Genomic DNA, 18,837 nt, shown 5'->3' with positions numbered 1-18,837 from the left:
GGTACTCCCATGACTTTCGCCACCCTTGGCCTGATCGAACCCTTGCTGCGCTCCCTCGAGAAGCTCGGCTACCAGACCCCGACGCCGGTGCAGGCGCAAGCCATTCCGGCCGTGCTGGCCGGTCGCGACCTGATGGCCGCGGCCCAGACCGGCACCGGCAAGACCGCCGGTTTTGCTTTGCCGCTGCTGCAACTGCTGGCGATGGAAGGGCCGAAAGTCACCGCCAACTCGGTGCGTGCGCTGATTCTGGTGCCGACCCGCGAGCTGGCCGAACAAGTCCACGAAGCCGTGCGCCAGTACGCTGAAAACCTGCCGCTGCGTACTTATGCAGTGTACGGCGGCGTCAGCATCAACCCGCAAATGATGAAGCTGCGTGGCGGCGTCGATCTGCTGGTGGCGACTCCGGGCCGTCTGCTCGATCTGTTCCGTCAGAACGCGCTGAAGTTCAACCAGCTGCAAACTCTGGTGCTGGACGAAGCCGACCGCATGCTCGACCTGGGTTTTTCCGAAGAGCTGGCGAACATTTACCGCGCGCTGCCGAAGAAACGTCAGACGCTGCTGTTCTCCGCGACCTTCTCCGATGACATCCGCCTGCTGGCCGGGCAGATGCTCAACGATCCGCAGAGCATCGAAGTCAGCCCGCGCAACGTGGCCGCCAACACCGTCAAGCAGTGGGTGGTGACGGTGGACAAGAAGCGCAAGCCGGAACTGTTCGTGCACCTGATGCGCAAGAACAAGTGGAAGCAGGTGCTGGTGTTCGCCAAGACCCGTAATGGTGTGGACGCGCTGGTCGAGAAACTCCAGGGCCTGGGCGTGAACGCCGACGGCATCCACGGCGACAAGCCGCAAGCGACCCGGCAGCGGGCGCTGGATCGTTTCAAACTGAGCGAAGTGCAGATTCTAGTGGCCACTGATGTTGCTGCCCGTGGTCTGGATATCGAAGACCTGCCGCTGGTGGTCAACTTTGATCTGCCGATCGTGGCCGAGGATTACATTCACCGTATCGGCCGTACCGGCCGCGCGGGTTCGACCGGTGAGGCGATCTCGCTGGTGTGTGCCGATGAAGTGAACATGTTGTCGGCGATTGAAATGCTGACCCGCAGCACGTTGAAGCGCGAGGTTGAGCCGGACTTCGTGCCGGAGCACCGTGTGCCGGACACCGATGCCAGTGGTCAGGTGATCAAGAAGCCGAAGAAACCGAAAAAGCCCAAGGCTTCCGGTGGTGGCGGTGGCAAGCGCAATCTGGGCAAGTGGGTGGACAGCGGCGAGACTCAGGCGCCGGAGCCTTCGATCAAGCCTGTGCGCAAGGTGCCGGTGTTCAATACCGGGCCGCGTAAGCGTAAGCCTTAAGCGTCAGACAGGGTCGTTCCCGCGCAATGCGGGAACGATCAGTTACGCTGTTTCAACCAGTCCAGCATTCCAGCTCCGGCCGCCCGGCCACTGGCAAAACACGCCGTCAGCAAATACCCTCCAGTCGGCGCTTCCCAATCCAGCATCTCCCCCGCACAAAACACCCCCGGCAACGCCTTGAGCATCATCCGCTCATCCATCGCTTCAAACGTCACGCCACCGGCACTGCTGATCGCCTCATCCAGCGGTCGGGTTTTCACCAGCGTCAGCGGCAAAGCCTTGATCGCTCTGGCCAACAACGCCGGATCAGCAAACGTCGCCGCATCAGTGAGTTCTCGCAGAAGCGCCGCTTTCACCCCATCAATCCCGACCTGACTGTGCAGATGCTTGGCCATCGAGCGCGAACCCCGTGGTTTGCTCAACGCCGCCTGCAATTTATCCACAGGTCGGCCGGGCAGCAGGTCGATGTGAATGGTCGCGGCACCGTGCACATTGATCGCCTCACGAATCGGCGCTGACAGCGCGTAGATCAGGCTGCCCTCGATGCCGGTCGCGGTGATCACGCATTCACCCAAACGCGGAACATCGTCGTTCAAACCGATGGCGATGTTTTTCAACGGTGCTCCAGCGAATTTGCTGACCATCAACTCGCTCCAGGCCTGCACCTCGAAGCCGCAGTTACTCGGCTGCAACGGCGACAGTCCTACGCCGCGTTGCTCCAGCGGCAGCATCCACGCGCCGTCGGAACCCAGTCGCGACCAGCTGCCGCCGCCGAGGGCGAGCAGGGTGGCGTCGGGGGAAAAGGTTTTCTCGCCTTCCGGGCTGTCGATGCGCAGCGCGCCGTTTTCGTCCCAGCCGAGCCAGCGGTGGCGGGTGTGGATAACCACGCCGCTGTCGCGCAGGCGCTTGAGCCAGGCGCGCAGCAATGGCGCGGCTTTCATGTCGGTGGGGAACACCCGGCCGGAGCTGCCGATGAAGGTTTCGATGCCCAGTTCGTTGATCCAGCGGCACAGTGCGTCGGCGTCGAACGCGCGCAGCAGCGGGGCGATGTTCGGGGCGCGTTCGGCGTAGCGCGAGAGGAATGCCGGGTAGGCTTCGGAGTGGGTGATGTTCATGCCGCCGACCCCGGCCAGCAGGAACTTGCGGCCCACCGAGGGCATGCCGTCGTACAGATCGACGCGGACTCCGGCCTGGCTCAGCACTTCGGCGGCCATCAGGCCGGCGGGGCCACCGCCGATGATGGCGACGTGAGCGGGAAGGGCGGCAGAAGTCTGGGTCATGGCAGCGGCAATAGCGTGGCGGAATAAGCCGCGCATTCTAGCAGCAGCGACCATCGTCAGGCCTGATCAAAAAACAACCAGCGCGCTGCAAGCCATGTTCAGCGTGGGCTGTAGTCCCTTTCGCTCAGGTTATCCACAGGCCGTTCCACAGCCACTGTGGGTAACGCAGCACAACTCAATGACAACCCGATGACTGCCAGACGCGCTGCGCACTGTGATGCAAGATGCCGTGGCGGCGGGCGAGGGCCTGGCGATCCTTGCTGTATCCGCCGCCGATCACGCCGACCACCGGGATGTCGCGGCCCAGGCAGTGGCGCATCACGCTTTCGTCGCGGGCGGCGACGCCTTCGTCAGTCAGTTGCAGATAACCGAGGGCGTCGTCCTTGTGCACGTCGACGCCGGCGTCGTACAGCACCAGATCAGGCTGATACAGCGGCAGCAGATAGTTGAGCGCGTCGTCGACCACTTTCAGGTAATCGGCATCGCCCATGCCGTTGGGCAGCGGAATGTCCCAGTCGCTTTCGGCCTTGCGTGCAGGAAAGTTCTTTTCGCAGTGCAGGGAAACGGTGATTGCTTCCGGGGTGTTGTGCAGAATCCGTGCAGTGCCGTCGCCCTGATGCACGTCGCAGTCGAAGATCAGCACCCGGTTCACCCGGCCGCTTTGCAGCAAATAGTGACTGATGATCGCCAGGTCATTGAAGATGCAGAAGCCGGCGGGGTAATCGTAGTGGGCGTGATGGGTGCCACCGGCGAGGTGACAGGCCAGGCCATGTTCCAGGGCTTTCTCTGCCGCGAGAATCGAACCGCCGACCGCCCGCACCGTGCGTCGGGCCAGGGCTTCGTTCCACGGCAGACCGAGGCGCCGCTGGTCTTCGCGGGACAACTCGCCACTCATGTAGCGTTCGATATAACCGCGGTCATGGGCCAGGGCGAGAATGTCGGCGGGGCACAGTTCAGGGCGCAGCAGGTCTTCGTCGCGGGTCAGGCCGCTGTCCACCAGGTGATCGCGCAGCAGGCGGAACTTGTCCATGGGGAAGCGGTGTTCCGCCGGGAATTCCGGGCTGTAGTCTTCGTGGTAGATCAGCGGCAACGGCATGGTGGACTATTCATAAAGGCTGCAGGAAAGAGTGCAAAGCCTAACAGCGATGTAGACTGACGGCATCAAGCGGAGGGGCGGGATGGAACCGATACTGGAGCTGGAAAGCGCAAGGCTGCTGATGCGCCAATGGCAGGACGAGGATTTGCCGGCGTTCGCGGCAATGTGCGCCGACCCGCAGGTGATGCGCTACTTCCCCGCGCCCTTGAGCCGGCTGGAAAGCGCCGCGTTGATCGGCCGGGTGCGCGGGCATTTTGCCGAGCACGGTTATGGCCTGTGGGCGCTGGAGCGCAAGGACAGCGGCGAGTTCATCGGTTTTACCGGGCTCGGCGTGGTCGGCTTCGATGCGCCGTTCACCCCGGCGGTGGAAATCGGCTGGCGGCTGGCCAAGGAACACTGGGGCCTCGGTTATGCCAGCGAGGCGGCGTGGACCGCGCTGCGCTGCGGTTTTGACCGGTTGGCCCTGAAGGAAATCGTGTCCTTCACTGCGCAGAGCAATCTGCCGTCGGAAAAAGTCATGCAGGCGATCGGCATGCATCACGATCCAGCCGACGATTTTGATCACCCGAAACTGGCGGTCGACCATCCGTTGCGTCGACACGTGTTGTACCGCATCACCCGGGAGCAATGGCTGCAGACCCTGCATGGCTAAGCCGACACGGACGTTTACAATGGCGCGATCAGTGGCTCGCGCCAGAATCTGAATTGGCCGTCGCAGTCAGGACTGCGCGGCATAGCGTTGTGTGAGGAGAGTCTGAATGAGCCAAGTGTTGGAAGATCTGGTGGATCTGCTGACCCTCGAACCGATCGAGGAAAACCTGTTCCGTGGTCGCAGTCAGGATCTGGGCTTTCGCCAGTTGTTCGGCGGCCAGGTATTGGGCCAGTCGCTGTCGGCGGCCAGTCAGACCGTTGAAGAAGCGCGTCATGTGCATTCGATGCACGGTTATTTTCTGCGTCCGGGCGATGCCAAGTTGCCGGTGGTCTACTCGGTGGACCGCGTGCGGGACGGCGGCAGTTTCAGCACCCGCCGCGTGACCGCGATCCAGAAGGGCCACCCGATTTTCACTTGCAGCGCGTCGTTTCAGTACGACGAAGAAGGCTTCGAACACCAGAGCCAGATGCCGCAAGTGGTCGGCCCGGAAAACCTGCCGTCGGAGCTGGAACTGACCCAGCAACGCGCGCACCTGATCCCGGAACACATGCGCGAAAAGCTGCTGTGCCCGAAGCCGATCGAAGTGCGCCCGGTCACCGAAAAAGACCCGTACAACCCGCAACCGGCGGATCCGGTCAAGTACGTGTGGTTCCGCGCCGACGGCGCCTTGGCCGACATCCCGGCGCTGCACAAATACCTGCTGGCCTACGCCTCGGACTTCGGTCTGCTGACCACCTCGATGCTGCCCCACGGCAAATCGGTCTGGCAGAAAGACATGCAGGTCGCCAGCCTTGACCACGCCTTGTGGTTCCACAACGATCTGCGCGCCGATGACTGGTTGCTCTACGCCATGGACAGCCCGTGGGCCGGCAACTCGCGCGGGTTCTCCCGTGGCAGCGTGTTCAACCGCGCCGGACAACTGGTGGCGTCGGTGACTCAGGAAGGCCTGATCCGTCATCGCAAGGACTGGGCATGAGTCTGGCGGATGTGCGGCACTGGGTGTTCGACATGGACGGCACCCTGACCGTCGCCGTGCATGACTTCGCGGCGATTCGCGTGGCGCTGGCGATCCCGCCGGAGGACGACATCCTTACCCACCTCGCGGCATTACCTGCCGATGAAGCGGCGGCGAAACATGCGTGGCTGCTGGAACATGAGCGGGATCTGGCGCTCGGCTCGACCCCGGCGGTCGGCGCGGTGGAGCTGGTGCGCGACCTGCACGCCAAGGGTTATCGCCTGGGCATCCTGACCCGCAATGCGCGGGAGCTGGCCCATGTGACGCTGGAAGCCATCGGCCTGGCCGACTGCTTTGCGGTGGAGGATGTGCTGGGTCGCGAGGAAGCGCCGCCGAAACCGCATCCGGGCGGTTTGCTGAAACTGGCCGAAGCCTGGCAAGTGCCGGCGAGCGAGATGGTGATGGTCGGAGATTACCGCTTCGACCTCGACTGCGGTCGGGCAGCGGGTACGCACACGGTGCTGGTAAACCTGCCGGATAATCCGTGGCCGGAGCTGACCGATTGGCATGCGAAGGATTGTGTGGAGTTGCGGCGAATGTTGTTCGCTTGAAAAAAAACGGGGGCTTCGGCCCCCGTTTTTTATTGCTCGAACAGTGCTTTCTGGCCTTCCGGCGAGGTCAGCATGCCGTCGCCGTTATGCCCGACGCCGGGCACTTCGACCAGGCGCTGATTGACCCCTTCAGGGTGACGACGCAGCAAGTAACCGAAAAACAACTTCCCGCGCTCCAGTCGATAAGCCCCTTGGGCTTTGGCGGCGCAGCTCTTGTCCAGCGCCGGGTGCTGCGGGTCGGTGTCCTGCTGGCCCAGCAGATAAATCACCTCGCGTTTGACGTAACGCCCTTCAAGCTGCGCGGGCGTTTGCCCACCCGAGTAGATCGGTGGATCCACCAGACCGTACTTCCAGCGGTTGAAACCCGGGCACTTGGCATGATCGAAGGCCACCGGACGTTGCTCATTGAAGTAGGCGTAGGACGACGGGTTGGCGACTACATAACGCAAGCGAATGCCTTCGGTCTTGAGCGCCGGCTGTTCCTGGGCCAGCAGCGCATAACGCTGCACCACCTGGGCACCGCCGGAGTGACCGAAGATCACGATCTGCTTCACGTCCGGAAACTGCTTGCGATCGCTCAGCCTTCCGACGATTTCGTCCAGTGCGGCGTAGGAACTGAGCGGGTTCGGCCCTGTGGATAACCCGCCGCCCATCCAGTCGTTGCCTTGCCAGCGCAGCACACTGGCGGGTAACGAGTAGAGCGACACATCGCTTTCGTTGAGAAACTGTGGAGCGATCACCAGGGTGTTGGCGGTTTGCCCGGCCAGTTCCGCCGCGACTTCACCGCTTTTGCGATAGGTCTCGGCGTTGCGCAGGCGGCCATGAATCACGATCAGCACGCGCTCGATTTTCGCCGGCGCCGGGCCGATGCCCACCGCCATTTCGCCGGCCTGCAATTGCAGGCGCCCGGGACTGATTGCGTCGACGCCGGCCGCTTGGGCGGTGCCGCCGATGAACAGTAAAGCCAACAGCCATTTATGCATTTACAGGTTTTTCGCCGCAAAGGTATCGCACTGGCCGACCTGGCCCTGGGCGAATCCGGTTTTAAACCAGCGCACCCTTTGCGCCGACGTACCGTGAGTAAACGAGTCCGGTACCACACGGCCCTGACCCTGTTGTTGCAGGCGATCATCACCGATGGCGTTCGCCGCGTTCAAGGCTTCTTCGATGTCACCCGGTTCCAGCCAGTTCAGACGTTTCTGCGCGTTGTAGGCCCAGACCCCGGCCAGACAATCGGCTTGCAGTTCCTGACGCACCAGCAGCCCGCCGTCACCTTCCATCTGCCGGCCGTGCTGGCGGGCTGTCTGAATTTTCGCCGAGACGCCGAGCAGCGTCTGAACGTGGTGTCCGACTTCGTGAGCGATTACGTAGGCCTGGGCGAAGTCGCCGGCAGCCTTGAAGCGCTGGGCCATTTCCTGGAAGAACGCCATGTCCAGATAGACTTTCTGGTCTGCCGGGCAGTAGAACGGGCCGGTGGCCGAGGTCGCCAGACCGCAGGCGGAATTGACCCGGTTGCTGAACAGCACCAGGGTCGGATCCTTATATTGCCGGCCGGCCTGCTGGAAGATCGCGCCCCAGGTGTCCTCGGTGTCGCCGAGGATCGAACGCACGAATTCGGCCTGTTCATCGTTGGCCGGCGGTGCCTGACGGGTTTGCGAAGTAGGGGCCGATTGTTCGGTCATCTGCCCGGTGAGCTGGCCGAGGATCTGTAGCGGGTCCTGGCCGGTGATCCAGCCGATGCCGACGATCAGCAGGATCGCCCCAAGACTCAGGCCCTTGCCACCGCCGAAGCGCATGCCGCCGCCACCACCCATGTCATCGCCACGGGCATCGACGACGTTGTCACTACGTCGGCCTTTTTTCCATAGCATGTGGGAATCCTCTATCTGTAGGTGGTGATGAGTGTTGCTGGTGTGTGAGTGTGGCGCCAGTCCGGTCGTCCGTCTATTCGCACACACACACACACAAAGGCCCGGCCTCGGGGTGACGAGGTCGGGCCTGTTATTGACGAGCGCGAGCGCCGGGAATTCAATCCGCCGGCGGTTTTCTTTCGCCGGGTCGGGTGTCAGCGGTCGAAGGCATCCCACACCGGCGCGAAGTCCGGGCTCACCTGACGTTCGCGTTTGGACAACGCAGCGATCAGCGCCCGGTCGTCGTCATCCAGTTTGACATTCAGCGAGGCCAGGTTGGCCAGTTGATTGGTCTTGCTGCTGGCCTTGGGAATCGCCGCGACGTTGTCCTGATCCAGCAGCCACTTCAGCGCCACTTGAGTCGGCAGCACGCCGTGTTTTTCGGCGATCTGCTGAATCTGTGGAATCTCCGAGACTTTGTTACGCGCCAGTGGCGTGTAGGCCGTGAGCGCCAGATCATGTTGACGGGCGTAGTCGAGCAGGGCGTTTTGTCCGAGCAGGACGTGGTACTCGACCTGAATGGCTGACAGAGGGATGCCGTATTCCTCGACGACTTTGCGCAGCAGCGGCAGCGGAAAATTCGCTACTCCGATGTTGCGAGCCAAACCTTGCTCCTTGAACGACGCGAGGGTCTCAAGGGTGCGCGGCAGGTCCCAGTCGGTGGTCGGCCAATGGACCATGAACAGGTCGACGTACTCGCTGCGCAATGCCTTGAGGCTGCGATCCAGCGAATGACGCATGGCATCCGATTGCAACTGGTCCCACCAGACCTTGGTGGTGACGTGAATCTGCTCGCGGGGTGTCGGCGTATTCGCCAGGGCCTGTCCGACTGCGTCTTCGTTGTTGTAGGCCGCCGCTGTATCGATGTGTCGGTAACCGAGTTCCAGGGCTTGTTCTACGGCGCGGGTGCATTCGTCACTGAGCATCGGCCAGGTGCCGAGGCCGAGTTTTGGCAGGTTCAGTCCTTGTCTGTTAACGATGTGCTGCATGGTCGATCTCCTGTTCGAAAGCCGTGACGCCCGCCATGTGCCGGGCTGCGATGTAACCGAAAGTCAGCGCCGGGCCGAGGTTGATCCCGCCCGCCGGATAATGCCCGCCCATGATGCTGGCCATGTCGCCACCGGCGGCGTAGAGACCGGCGATGGGCCAGTCTTCGGCGTCGAGCACTTGCGCATGCGGGTTGACCTTGAGCCCGGCGAAGGTGCCGAAGCAGCCCGGCTGCACCTTCACCGCGTAGAACGGGCCGTGTTCGATAGGAGCGACGCACGGATTGGGCTTTTGCGCCGGATCACCCTGTTTGCGGTTGTACGGGGTCGAGCCGCGACCGAACAGCGGGTCTTCGCCGTGCCGCGCGTGGCGGTTGTAGTCGTCGACGGTGGCGCGTAAACCCTTCGCGTCGATACCGCATGCAGCGGCCAATTCCTCCAGGGTGTCGCCGGTTTTCAGATAGCCGCTGCGGATAAAACCTGACACCGGAACCGGAAACGGCCGCGACATGCCGAGCCCGTAACGCCGCTGGAACGCACGGGTGCAGATCAGCCAGGACGCAACCTCTTCGCCTTCTGGGGCGGCGGCGACCATGGCGCTGACGTAGTCGTAATAGCCATTGGCTTCGTTGACGAAGCGCTGGCCGTTGCGCAGCACGCCGATGACGCCCGGTTTGCCGCGTTCGATGATGTGCGGGAAATGGCCGATGCTGCCGTCGGAATGTGGCACCTGCGAGACCGGTGCCCACGCCACAGGAGAGGCCACATCGGTGTTGACCCGGCCCCCGGCGGTTTCGCCCAGTCGCAGGCCATCGCCATTGACTGCCAGCGGAGGCAGCGCCCAATGTTCGTGACCGGTGGGCGTGCGAGGGAACAAGTCCTTGCGCCGCTCGATGTCGTTGGCAAATCCGCCGGCCGCGAGCACCACGCCCTTGCGGGCATGGACATTGACCGGGCCTTTTGTGGTGTGCACGCGAGCGCCGGTGATGCGTGATTCGTCGCGCAGCAGTTCGGTCACCGGCGCCGATTCCCACAGCAGTACGCCGAGGTCTTCGGCGGACTTCGCCAGCCGTGCGACCAGCGCCACACCGTTGACCAGTTGCATCGCCCGGCCGTGCAGCGCCAGGTTCAACAGGTGGCGAGTGAAACGCCGGGTCACGTACCAGGCCGCCGACAACGAGCGGGTCAGATTGAGAAACGCCGACAGGTCCGCGCCGGCCATGATCGGCATGCCCATGAACGATGTTTCGCGCATGGTTGTACGAAGACGCTTGAGCAGGCGCCCGACCTTTCGCCCGTGATAGGGCGCGGCAATCACCGAGCGTCCGCCGGTGCCCGCGCCCGGTGTTTCACCGTGGATGTCGGCGATGGCGTTGCCGTCGGCAAATTGCAGGGCGGTGTGCTGCTCGAAAAACGCAACCATGCGCGGGCCGGCTTCAAGGAAGGCGTCGATCATGGCCGGGTCGTAGTGCTCGCCGAGTTCGTGGCGCAGATAGGTGCGCGGCAGTTCCACGTCTTCCACGATCCCGGCGCGCCGGGCCAGCGGATTGCACGGCACCCACGCCCAGCCGCCGGACCACGCGGTGGCGCCGCCGAACACCGGATCCTTTTCCACCACGATGACCTTCAAGCCATGCCAGGCGGCGGTGACGGCGGCCGACAAACCAGCGGCGCCGGAGCCGACCATCAGAACGTCGCAGTCGATATCGGGAAGGGCAGACATCAGCAAGGGCTCCAGAAATCAGTTGTTTTTAGAATCATGTTCCAGAAAATAACCAGTGCGGGCGAAGCAGATCAACCGACTGACGCCGCAAAGTGGGCGGTTATCGGACGCCGGGTTCCAGATTTCGCATTCCTCGGGATGTCTTCTAGAATCGGCGAAATTTCACCGAGAGCGCATCATGGCCGGCAGTCAAATCGAACGGGTTTTCAGCGTGCTGGAAAGCCTCACCAGTGATCCGCGCGGGCTGCCGATGCAGACCCTGGCCGAGCAACTGGACATTCCGAAGAGCGCGACGCACCGCCTGCTCGCCGAGCTGATCCGCCTGGGTTACGTGCGGCAGAATCCGGAGACGTTGCGTTATCACCTGTCGACCAAACTGGTTGCGATGGGCTTTCAGTACCTGTCGAGCAGCGGGGCCGACATCGTGCAGCCGGTGCTGGATCGCCTGGCCCAGGAAACCGGTGAGCTGGTGCGCCTTGGGGTGATCGACGGCGAGCGCCAGACCTGGATCGCCAAGGCCCAGGGCGCCCGCACCGGTCTGCGTTACGACCCGGACATGGGCCGCGATGCGCCGCTGTTCTACACCGCATCGGGCCATGCGTGGCTGGCGTGCATGAGCGACGCCGAGGCGTTGTCGCTGGTCGAACGCCAAGGCGCGGAGGTGCCGGCGGATATCGGGCCCAACGCGCCGCGCTCCAATATTGAACTGCTCGAACGCCTGCGCGTGGCCCGTGAACAGGGTTATGCCTGTGTGGAAGAAAGCTCGGCGGTGGGCACTTCGGCGATTGCTGCCGTGGTGAAACATCCCGCCGATGGCCGGGTGATCGGCGTGCTCAGCATCGCCGGGCCGAGCGCACGAATGCCGGGGGCGCGATTGCATGAACTGGCGCCGCTGTTGCTGACGTTTACTGAGGAATTGTCGGCAGCCAGTCTGGCCTCGGAGTTATTCGTTTAAGCGAAGCCGTGCGCTGTTCGCCCACTTTTCAGTCGGACGGGTGTGAGAATGTGGAACCGGGTTCTAAATTGTTGATGGAGTGAGTTTTCCCACAACAATCACAAGAGGATCGCACCTTGAACCCGCCCCTTCGAATCGCCCTGATCGGCGCCGGTAACATGGGCCAGCAACATTACCGGCACCTGAAAAATCTCACTGAGGCCACGTTATGCGCCGTGGCTGATCCCGGCCCTCAGGCACCGGCCCTGGCGGCGGAGTGGGGTGTGGCGTATTTCACCGATCACCGTCAGATGCTGGAGCAGAACCGGCCAGACGCCGTGATCGTCGCCAATCCGAATAATCAGCACGTCAGCACTGCGCTGGATTGCCTCGCCGCTGGTGTTCCGGTGTTGCTGGAAAAACCGGTGGGCGTAAACCTGGATGAGGCGCGGGAACTGGTGGCGGCGGTGAAACGCAGTGGCGTGCCGGTGCTGGTTGGCCATCATCGGCGGCACAATCCGTTGATCGTGCGGGCCCATGAACTGGTCAAGGGCGGAGCATTGGGGCGGCTGACTCTGGTGACTGCGTTGTTCCAACTGCGCAAGCCTGACCAGTATTTCGAAACCGCGTGGCGGCGCGAAGAGGGCGCGGGCATGCTGTTGACCAATCTGATTCACGACCTCGATCTGCTGCGTCATCTGTGCGGCGAAGTGCGTTCGGTGCAGGCGATCACCGACCGTGCGTTGCGTGGTTTTGCCAATGAAGACAGCGCGGCGATCCTGCTGCAGTTCGACGGCGGAGCGCTGGGTACGCTGACCGGTTCCGATGCGGTGGCGGCGCCGTGGAGCTGGGAGTTGAACTCCGGGGAAAACCCGGCCTATCCGCGCCAGGCCGATCAACCTTGCTACTTGCTGGCGGGAACGGCCGGAGCCTTGAGCATTCCGCAGCTCAAGCGCTGGCATTACCGCGCCGATCAGGTGGACGCCGGTTGGCACGAGCCGTTGCTGTCGGTCGATGAACCGTTCACGCCTGATGAAGCGCTGCGGTTGCAGTTGCAGCATTTCGTCCGCGTGGCGCGACGGGAGGTTGAACCGCTGGTGAGTGCCGCCGATGCCGCCCGCACTCTGGCGCTGGTCGAGGCCATCCGTGAAGCAGCGGCCAGCGGTCGCGCCACCGAACCTGCGCAGATCGAGGCCTGAACATGAATGAACGAATTCTGTCCCTCGCCAGCCTGACCGTGCTGGAGTTGTCGCCACCCGAGATGGTCGAGGTCGCGGCCCGTGCCGGTTACAGCCATGTCGGCCTGCGTCTGGAGCCGGCGACGCCCGAGGAATATCACTTTCCATTGGTAGCCGATGGCGATTTGCGGCGTCAGACACTGGCGCGTTTGCGTGACACCGGAATCGGCGTGCTCGACGTGGAAATCCTGCGTTTGAAACCGCAGACGGTGGTTGCGGATTTCGAACAACTGCTTAGCGTCGGCGCGGAGTTCGGTGCCAGTGAATTGCTGGTCGCCGGTAACGATCCTGACGAACAGCGGCTCACCGATAATTTCGCGGCACTCTGCGATCTGGCGGCGCCCTACGGTTTGCATCCGCATCTGGAGTTCATGCCATGGACCGATGCGCGCAATCTCGAACAGGCGTTGCGCATCGTCGACAAGGCCGGGCGCGAAAACGGGGCGGTACTGGTCGATGCGTTTCACTTCGACCGTTCCGGATCGCGGCTGGAGGATCTGGACGGTGTGCCGCCCTCGCGGCTGCGCTATGCACAGTTGTGCGATGTTGCCGGGCCGAGGCCGACGGACATGGCCGAGATCTTGCGTCAGGCCCGCAATGAACGACGGTTTCCCGGCGAGGGCGATTGTGACTTGATCGGTTTGTTGCGCAGTCTTCCGGCTAACCTTCCCCTGAGTCTGGAAATTCCCACGGTCAAATTGCTGGAGCAAGGCGTGAGTGGTTTACAGCGGGCGCAAATGGCGATCGACCGGACACGGGAATTGTTGGCCCGGCTATAAGTCTGCTTCAAGGGGCGAGGGCGCACGCGTCCTCGTCACCGTTTATTTTTCATTCAGAGAGAGCCCATGACCGTCAGCACTCCGCTTTCCGGCGTCAACCAACCCTTCAAGGGGATCTTGCTGATTGTCGTGGCAACCTTCCTGTTCTCCAGCCACGACGCGCTGTCGAAATACCTTTCGGGTTTTTATCCGATCGTGATGGTGGTGTGGGCGCGGTATCTGGTGCACACGCTGCTGATGGCGGGGATTTTCCTGCCGCAGTCCGGGCTGCGCGTGCTGCGCACCAAACGTCCGTTGTGGCAGTTGGCGCGGGCGTTGTGCCTGTTGGGCACCAGCCTGTTTTTCACCACAGCGTTGCTGTACATCCCGCTGGCCGAGGCCACGGCGGTCAACTTTCTTGCTCCGGTGCTGGTGACGGCGCTGTCGGTGCCGCTGCTAAAGGAACGGGTGACGCGCGGTCAGTGGATCGCGGTGGTGTGCGGGTTCATCGGTGTGCTGATCATCGTCCATCCGGGCGGTGACTTGTTCACCCCGGCGATTCTGTTGCCGTTCTGCTCGGCGCTGTTTTTCTGCTTCTATCAGTTGCTCACCCGCAAGCTCGCCGAAGTCGACAGCCCGACCACCAGCAACTTTTTCGCCGGGTTGTGCAACACGCTGGTGATGAGTGCGCTGGTGCCGTTCTTCTGGCAGGTGCCGAGCCTGGGGCATGCGCTGTTGATGCTGGCACTGGGCAGTTGCGGGATGACCGCGCACCTGTTTCTGACCCAGGCGTTCCGCCATGCCGCGCCGGCGTTGCTGGCGCCGTTCGGTTACTGCCAGATCGTGTTTGCGGGATTGTTGGGCTGGTTGCTGTTTGCGCACACACCGACCCTGATGACGGTGATCGGGATTGCGGTGATCTGTTGCAGCGGACTGGCGGCAGCGTGGCAGCAGAGCCGGCGCTGAAGACGTGACCGGCCTGAATTCAGGCCGGTCAGTGCAGGAAGGCTACTTAGTATTGAAGGGCTACTCGGTAACGGTAGGAATCTTGCGCGGTGCCATGAAGTACATCCAGGTCAGCGCGATGAAGTACATCGCCGGAATCAGGGTGAACAGCACGGTGTAGTTGTTATTGGTGACGGTCAGGATGTGGCCGACGATCTGGGTCATGAACATCCCGCCGATCGCCGCGCACATGCCGCCGAAACCGAACACCGTGCTCATCATGTGCTTGGGCGTGTAGTCCATCACCAGGCTCCAGATGTTGGCGGTCCAGGCCTGATGCGCGCCGATGGCCAGAGAGATGGCGGCAACCGCGATCCACAGGTTGGCGGAGCCGGCGGCCATCACCACGCCGATGATGCAGCAGGCGAACAGGAACATCGACAGCAGCCGCGCCTTGATCGATTTCATGCCGCGACCGATCAGGAACGAAGACAGAATCCCGCCGCCCACGCTGCCGAAGTCGGCGGTGACGTAGATGATGATCAGCGGAATGCCCATCTGGGTAACGTTGATGCCCAGGTTGTATTGCTGATTGAGAAACGGCGGCAGCCAGTACAGGTAGAACCAGAACACCGGCGCGGTCAGCGAGTAGGCGAGGGCGAAGGCCCAGGTGCCGCGCATGCGCAGGATTTTCGAGAACGGCACGCGGGCCTGTTCCGGTTCGACTTCTTTCTGGATGTATTCCAGCTCCGACTGCTTAACGTTTGGGTGATCTTCCGGGTTGAAATACTTCAGGCCCCAGAACAGCAGCCAGATCCCGCCCAGCGCCGACATGCACAGGAACGCAGCCTGCCAGCCCCACACGTGAAGGATCAGCGGCAGCAGCATCGGGGTGAACATCGCACCGACGTTGGTGCCGGCGTTGAAGATGCCGGTGGCCACGGCGCGCTCGCCGGCCGGGAACCACAGGCGTGTGGTCTTCACACAAGCCGGGTAGTTCGCCGCTTCAGTCAGGCCGAGGATGAACCGGCACACCATGAAGCCCACCGCCGAGGTCGCCAGACCGTGGGCGCCGGTGGCCAGGCTCCAGAGCAGCACCGCGCAGAAGAACACGCGCTTGACGCCGACCCGGTCGATCAGCCGCCCTTGCAGCACAAAGCCGATCGCGTAGCCGACCTGAAACCAGAAGTTGATGTTGGCGTAGTCCATCGCCGTCCAGCTCATTTCCTTGGCGAGGATCGGCTGCATAACGCCGAGGGCGGCGCGGTCGATGTAGTTCAGGGTGGTGGCGAAAAACACCAGCGCCAGCATGCCCCAACGGGTCTTGCCGACGGCCATGGCGCCGCGGATCTTGTCGCCGATGCCACCCGTGGCAGTGCTCATGGCCGGAGCCATGCGGGAAGTCTGTGAAGGAATCATGTGTTCCACCCGTTTTTGGATTTGTTATTTGGTGTGCTTTTCTTGTGCACGCTGCGACCGGTGGTTCAGTTCCGGACTCAAGGTGAGACGGATGTTGGGCAGTGGACGAAAAATCGTCAATTCGCCAAACCGGCATTCTGTTCGATAATCGCACGCAAAACTAACCGGGTAGTACAGTTTAAATTGCTCAATGAAAAACCGGGACCAATAATTCGCTCACCCTATAAAAGCGGCGCAATTTCCGTAGCCGACGTCTCCACCGGGAGTTGAAACATGCAGCGATCCATTGCCACCGTCTCCTTGAGCGGAACCCTGCCGGAAAAACTCGAAGCCATTGCCGCCGCCGGGTTCGACGGGGTGGAGATTTTCGAGAACGATCTTCTGTATTACGACGGCAGCCCCCGGGAAATCCGGCAGATGTGCGCCGACCTCGGGATCGCCATCACGCTGTTCCAGCCGTTCCGCGATTTCGAAGGCTGCCGCCGTGATCGTCTGGACCGTAACCTGGAGCGGGCCGAGCGCAAGTTCGACCTGATGCAGGAACTGGGCACCGACCTGGTGCTGGTCTGCAGCAATGCCTCCCCCGACAGTATTGGCGATCAACAGATCCTCATCGACGACCTGCGCCTGCTGGCCGAGCGCGCCGGCGCCCGTGGCCTGCGTATCGGTTATGAAGCGCTGGCCTGGGGCCGTCACGTCAATACTTATCAACAGGTCTGGGACATTGTGCGTCAGGCCGATCACCCGGCCCTCGGCGTGTTGCTCGACAGCTTCCACACCTTGTCGCTCAAGGGCGATCCACGGGCGATCGCCGAGATTCCCGGTGACAAGATTTTCTTCGTGCAGATGGCCGATGCGCCGATCCTGGCGATGGATGTGCTGGAGTGGAGCCGGCATTTCCGCTGCTTCCCGGGGCAGGGCGAATTCGATTTGCCGGGCTTCCTCGCCCCAATTATTCAGAGCGGCTACACCGGGCCGCTGTCGCTGGAAATCTTCAACGACGGCTTCCGCGCCGCGCCGCCTCGGGCCAATGCGGCCGACGGCTTGCGTTCGCTGCTGTATCTGGAGGAGAAAACCCGCCAGCGCCTGGAGCAGGAAGTGCGGCCTGTGGATAACCGCGACATCCTCTTCGAAACGCCGAAGGCCAGCGAGTACAACGGCATCGAGTTTCTTGAGTTCGCCGTGGATGAAAGCCTCGGCGCCAAGCTGTCGAACTGGCTGGAACGGCTGGGTTTCGTCAAGGCCGGCCAGCATCGCTCCAAGAGCGTCAGCCTGTTGCGCCAGGGCGATATCAATCTGATCCTCAACTCTGAACCCTATTCGTTCGGTCACAGTTTTTTCGAGGCCCACGGCCCGTCGCTGTGCGCCACCGCCGTGCGGGTCAAGGACAGCGCCAGTGCGCTGGCCCGGGCCGTCGCCTATAAAGGTCAGCCGTATCGCGGACTGGTCGGCCCCAATGAACTGGAACTGGCGGCGGTGCGTGCACCGGACGGCAGCCTGATTTATCTGGTGGATCAGGAGGCGGATGTCTACGGCACTGACTTCAATCTGCTGCCAAATGCAGTGGCGCGGGGCGGCCTCAAGCGCATCGACCACATGGCCATGGCGCTGCCGGCAGACAGCCTCGACAGCTGGGTGCTGTTCTACAAGAGCCTGCTGGATTTCGAGGCCGATGACGAAGTGGTGCTGCCCGATCCGTATGGCTTGGTGAAGAGTCGCGCGCTGCGTAGCCGCGACAGTTCGATCCGTCTGCCGCTGAACATTTCCGAGAACCGCAACACCGCGATCTCACACGCGCTGTCGAGTTATCGCGGCTCCGGGGTGCATCACATCGCCTTCGATTGCGACGATATCTTCGCCGAAGTCAGCCGGGCGAAGGAGGCGGGCGTGCCGCTGCTGGACATCCCGCTCAACTATTACGATGACCTCGCGGCGCGTTTCGATTTCGATGACGAGTTCCTCAGCGAGCTGGCGTACTACAACGTGCTGTACGACCGCGATGCACAAGGCGGCGAGTTGTTCCACGTCTACACCGAGCCGTTCGAAGGGCGTTTCTTCTTCGAGATCATCCAGCGCAAGAACGGTTACGCCGGTTATGGCGCGGCCAATGTCGCGGTGCGGCTGGCGGCGATGGCCAAATCACGCAGTGGCGCGATTCGCCAGGCCAAGTTGTAGGAAATTCGTAAACGCGGGATTAAACACGGGTCGCGCGGCTTCCTTCACTGGGGCGCGCGGCCCATAATCGCCAGCCTGTGCAGTGATGGCCGTGAGCCCGCAATGACGATGACTTCAGAACTTTCCGCAGCCCCCGATCTACCAGCGGTAGAGCCGCGCAAAAGTCGCAAGAACAACCCGGAAAAGACCCGCGAGAATATCCTGCAGGAGGCGATCGTCGAGTTCGTCCAGCAGGGTCTGTCCGGCGCTCGCGTCGACGCGATCGCCGAGCGCATCCACACCTCCAAGCGCATGATCTATTACTACTTCGGCAGCAAGGAGCAGTTGTACGTCGAGGTGCTGGAGAAGCTCTACGGCGATATCCGCAACACCGAGAACCGTCTGCACCTGGCCGAACTGCCGCCGGTGGAAGCGATCCGGCGTCTGGTGGAGTTCACCTTCGATCACCACGATCGCAACGTCGATTTCGTGCGGATCGTCAGCATCGAAAACATCCACAACGCCGAGTACGTGAAACGTTCCGACGCGATCAAGGCGATGAACAACACCATCCTCGATTCACTGGGCGAGATTCTGCGTCGTGGTGCTGAAGAAGGGGTGTTCCGTGCCGGGCTCGACGCGCTGGACGTGCATCTGCTGATCAGTTCGTTCTGCTTCTATCGCGTATCGAACCGCCATACGTTCGGTGAGATCTTTCAGATCGACCTGCCGGACGAAAGCATCAAGCAGCGTCATCGCGAGATGATTTGCGAGTCGGTGCTGCGCTACTTGCAGGCGTGACCGAAGTCGAGGGGGCGTCGCCCCC

17 protein-coding genes are annotated in these 18,837 nt (G+C 62.4%); 10 read left to right on the top strand and 7 right to left on the bottom strand.

The window, feature by feature from the left end; translation table 11 throughout:
- Positions 1 to 9 precede the first annotated feature (9 nt).
- Positions 10 to 1,350 (top strand): DEAD/DEAH box helicase, encoded by a 1,341-nt coding sequence (locus tag C1X29_RS00545; protein ID WP_007958742.1) that lies wholly within the window; start codon positions 10 to 12, stop codon positions 1,348 to 1,350.
- Between the two features lie 38 nt (positions 1,351 to 1,388).
- Here C1X29_RS00545 and C1X29_RS00540 read toward each other — a convergent pair whose 3' ends face one another.
- Both C1X29_RS00540 and C1X29_RS00535 read right to left on the bottom strand, forming a co-directional pair.
- Complete coding sequence (locus tag C1X29_RS00540) at positions 1,389 to 2,630, bottom strand: TIGR03862 family flavoprotein (protein ID WP_102716638.1); 1,242 nt, start codon at positions 2,628 to 2,630, stop codon at positions 1,389 to 1,391.
- A 175-nt stretch (positions 2,631 to 2,805) separates the two neighbouring features.
- A complete protein-coding gene (locus tag C1X29_RS00535; RefSeq protein WP_102716637.1) occupies positions 2,806 to 3,726 on the bottom strand; it encodes a histone deacetylase in 921 nt (306 codons plus the stop codon).
- An 82-nt stretch (positions 3,727 to 3,808) separates the two neighbouring features.
- On the opposite strand from C1X29_RS00535, the gene C1X29_RS00530 reads away from it, so the two are divergent.
- From C1X29_RS00530 to C1X29_RS00520, 3 genes are all read left to right on the top strand, one after another.
- Entirely contained in the window at positions 3,809 to 4,378 is a 570-nt protein-coding gene (locus C1X29_RS00530) for a GNAT family N-acetyltransferase (RefSeq protein WP_064382143.1), read from the top strand.
- A 106-nt stretch (positions 4,379 to 4,484) separates the two neighbouring features.
- Entirely contained in the window at positions 4,485 to 5,354 is an 870-nt protein-coding gene (tesB, locus tag C1X29_RS00525; protein ID WP_007958750.1) for an acyl-CoA thioesterase II, read from the top strand.
- Entirely contained in the window at positions 5,351 to 5,944 is a 594-nt protein-coding gene (locus tag C1X29_RS00520; RefSeq protein ID WP_085747678.1) for an HAD family hydrolase, read from the top strand. Before tesB ends, C1X29_RS00520 begins: the two co-directional genes overlap by 4 nt.
- A 29-nt stretch (positions 5,945 to 5,973) precedes the next feature.
- Here C1X29_RS00520 and C1X29_RS00515 read toward each other — a convergent pair whose 3' ends face one another.
- The 4 genes from C1X29_RS00515 to C1X29_RS00500 all read right to left on the bottom strand — a co-directional run bounded on the left by C1X29_RS00515 (position 5,974) and on the right by C1X29_RS00500 (position 10,563).
- Complete coding sequence (locus C1X29_RS00515) at positions 5,974 to 6,927, bottom strand: alpha/beta fold hydrolase (protein ID WP_085747679.1); 954 nt, start codon at positions 6,925 to 6,927, stop codon at positions 5,974 to 5,976.
- Complete coding sequence (locus C1X29_RS00510) at positions 6,928 to 7,815, bottom strand: neutral zinc metallopeptidase (RefSeq protein WP_102716636.1); 888 nt, start codon at positions 7,813 to 7,815, stop codon at positions 6,928 to 6,930.
- 194 nt (positions 7,816 to 8,009) lie between these two features.
- Positions 8,010 to 8,843, bottom strand: coding sequence for an aldo/keto reductase (locus tag C1X29_RS00505; protein ID WP_102716635.1), 834 nt, complete (start codon positions 8,841 to 8,843; stop codon positions 8,010 to 8,012).
- Positions 8,827 to 10,563 carry an FAD-dependent oxidoreductase gene (locus C1X29_RS00500; RefSeq protein ID WP_173940169.1) on the bottom strand — a complete coding sequence of 579 codons (1,737 nt, stop codon included), beginning with the start codon at positions 10,561 to 10,563 and terminating at the stop codon, positions 8,827 to 8,829. The genes C1X29_RS00505 and C1X29_RS00500 overlap by 17 nt, the downstream gene beginning before the upstream one ends.
- 178 nt (positions 10,564 to 10,741) lie before the next feature.
- Between C1X29_RS00500 and C1X29_RS00495 the strand changes: the two genes are divergently transcribed.
- The 4 genes from C1X29_RS00495 (at position 10,742) to C1X29_RS00480 (ending at position 14,459) form a co-directional block, all read left to right on the top strand.
- Complete coding sequence (locus C1X29_RS00495; RefSeq protein ID WP_011336050.1) at positions 10,742 to 11,518, top strand: IclR family transcriptional regulator; 777 nt, start codon at positions 10,742 to 10,744, stop codon at positions 11,516 to 11,518.
- A gap of 116 nt (positions 11,519 to 11,634) precedes the next feature.
- A complete protein-coding gene (locus C1X29_RS00490; protein WP_102716634.1) occupies positions 11,635 to 12,696 on the top strand; it encodes a Gfo/Idh/MocA family protein in 1,062 nt (353 codons plus the stop codon).
- Between the two features lie 2 nt (positions 12,697 to 12,698).
- The gene (locus C1X29_RS00485) at positions 12,699 to 13,514 is read left to right on the top strand and encodes a sugar phosphate isomerase/epimerase (protein WP_102686340.1); all 816 of its coding nucleotides are present in this window, start codon (positions 12,699 to 12,701) and stop codon (positions 13,512 to 13,514) included.
- 66 nt (positions 13,515 to 13,580) lie between these two features.
- Positions 13,581 to 14,459, top strand: a complete 879-nt coding sequence (locus tag C1X29_RS00480) for a DMT family transporter (RefSeq protein WP_039771776.1) — start codon at positions 13,581 to 13,583, stop codon at positions 14,457 to 14,459.
- Positions 14,460 to 14,519: 60 nt separating this feature from the next.
- Here the strand turns inward: C1X29_RS00480 and C1X29_RS00475 are convergent, their stop codons facing one another.
- Positions 14,520 to 15,857 (bottom strand): MFS transporter, encoded by a 1,338-nt coding sequence (locus C1X29_RS00475; RefSeq protein ID WP_102716633.1) that lies wholly within the window; start codon positions 15,855 to 15,857, stop codon positions 14,520 to 14,522.
- Positions 15,858 to 16,130: 273 nt separating this feature from the next.
- On the opposite strand from C1X29_RS00475, the gene quiC reads away from it, so the two are divergent.
- Together quiC and C1X29_RS00465 are read left to right on the top strand one after the other, a co-directional pair.
- Positions 16,131 to 18,032, top strand: coding sequence for a 3-dehydroshikimate dehydratase QuiC (gene quiC, locus C1X29_RS00470; RefSeq protein ID WP_102716632.1), 1,902 nt, complete (start codon positions 16,131 to 16,133; stop codon positions 18,030 to 18,032).
- A gap of 102 nt (positions 18,033 to 18,134) precedes the next feature.
- Entirely contained in the window at positions 18,135 to 18,812 is a 678-nt protein-coding gene (locus C1X29_RS00465) for a TetR/AcrR family transcriptional regulator (protein WP_102716631.1), read from the top strand.
- Positions 18,813 to 18,837 lie beyond the last annotated feature (25 nt).

The organism is Pseudomonas sp. GW456-12-10-14-LB2 (assembly GCF_002884345.1).
Classification (GTDB): Bacteria; Pseudomonadota; Gammaproteobacteria; order Pseudomonadales; family Pseudomonadaceae; genus Aquipseudomonas; species Aquipseudomonas paraglycinae.
Note: the sequence above shows the minus strand (reverse complement) of the source record. Positions and strands in the feature narration are given on the sequence as shown.

Coding starts and splice junctions, on each gene's coding strand:
- C1X29_RS00515 (WP_085747679.1), bottom strand. CDS start 6,927: ATGCATAAATGGCTGTTGGCTTTACTGTTCATCGGCGGCACCGCCCAA.
- C1X29_RS00520 (WP_085747678.1), top strand. CDS start 5,351: ATGAGTCTGGCGGATGTGCGGCACTGGGTGTTCGACATGGACGGCACC.
- C1X29_RS00505 (WP_102716635.1), bottom strand. CDS start 8,843: ATGCAGCACATCGTTAACAGACAAGGACTGAACCTGCCAAAACTCGGC.
- quiC (WP_102716632.1), top strand. CDS start 16,131: ATGCAGCGATCCATTGCCACCGTCTCCTTGAGCGGAACCCTGCCGGAA.
- C1X29_RS00480 (WP_039771776.1), top strand. CDS start 13,581: ATGACCGTCAGCACTCCGCTTTCCGGCGTCAACCAACCCTTCAAGGGG.
- C1X29_RS00535 (WP_102716637.1), bottom strand. CDS start 3,726: ATGCCGTTGCCGCTGATCTACCACGAAGACTACAGCCCGGAATTCCCG.
- C1X29_RS00485 (WP_102686340.1), top strand. CDS start 12,699: ATGAATGAACGAATTCTGTCCCTCGCCAGCCTGACCGTGCTGGAGTTG.
- C1X29_RS00540 (WP_102716638.1), bottom strand. CDS start 2,630: ATGACCCAGACTTCTGCCGCCCTTCCCGCTCACGTCGCCATCATCGGC.
- tesB (WP_007958750.1), top strand. CDS start 4,485: ATGAGCCAAGTGTTGGAAGATCTGGTGGATCTGCTGACCCTCGAACCG.
- C1X29_RS00495 (WP_011336050.1), top strand. CDS start 10,742: ATGGCCGGCAGTCAAATCGAACGGGTTTTCAGCGTGCTGGAAAGCCTC.
- C1X29_RS00530 (WP_064382143.1), top strand. CDS start 3,809: ATGGAACCGATACTGGAGCTGGAAAGCGCAAGGCTGCTGATGCGCCAA.
- C1X29_RS00545 (WP_007958742.1), top strand. CDS start 10: ATGACTTTCGCCACCCTTGGCCTGATCGAACCCTTGCTGCGCTCCCTC.
- C1X29_RS00475 (WP_102716633.1), bottom strand. CDS start 15,857: ATGATTCCTTCACAGACTTCCCGCATGGCTCCGGCCATGAGCACTGCC.
- C1X29_RS00500 (WP_173940169.1), bottom strand. CDS start 10,563: ATGTCTGCCCTTCCCGATATCGACTGCGACGTTCTGATGGTCGGCTCC.
- C1X29_RS00465 (WP_102716631.1), top strand. CDS start 18,135: ATGACGATGACTTCAGAACTTTCCGCAGCCCCCGATCTACCAGCGGTA.
- C1X29_RS00510 (WP_102716636.1), bottom strand. CDS start 7,815: ATGCTATGGAAAAAAGGCCGACGTAGTGACAACGTCGTCGATGCCCGT.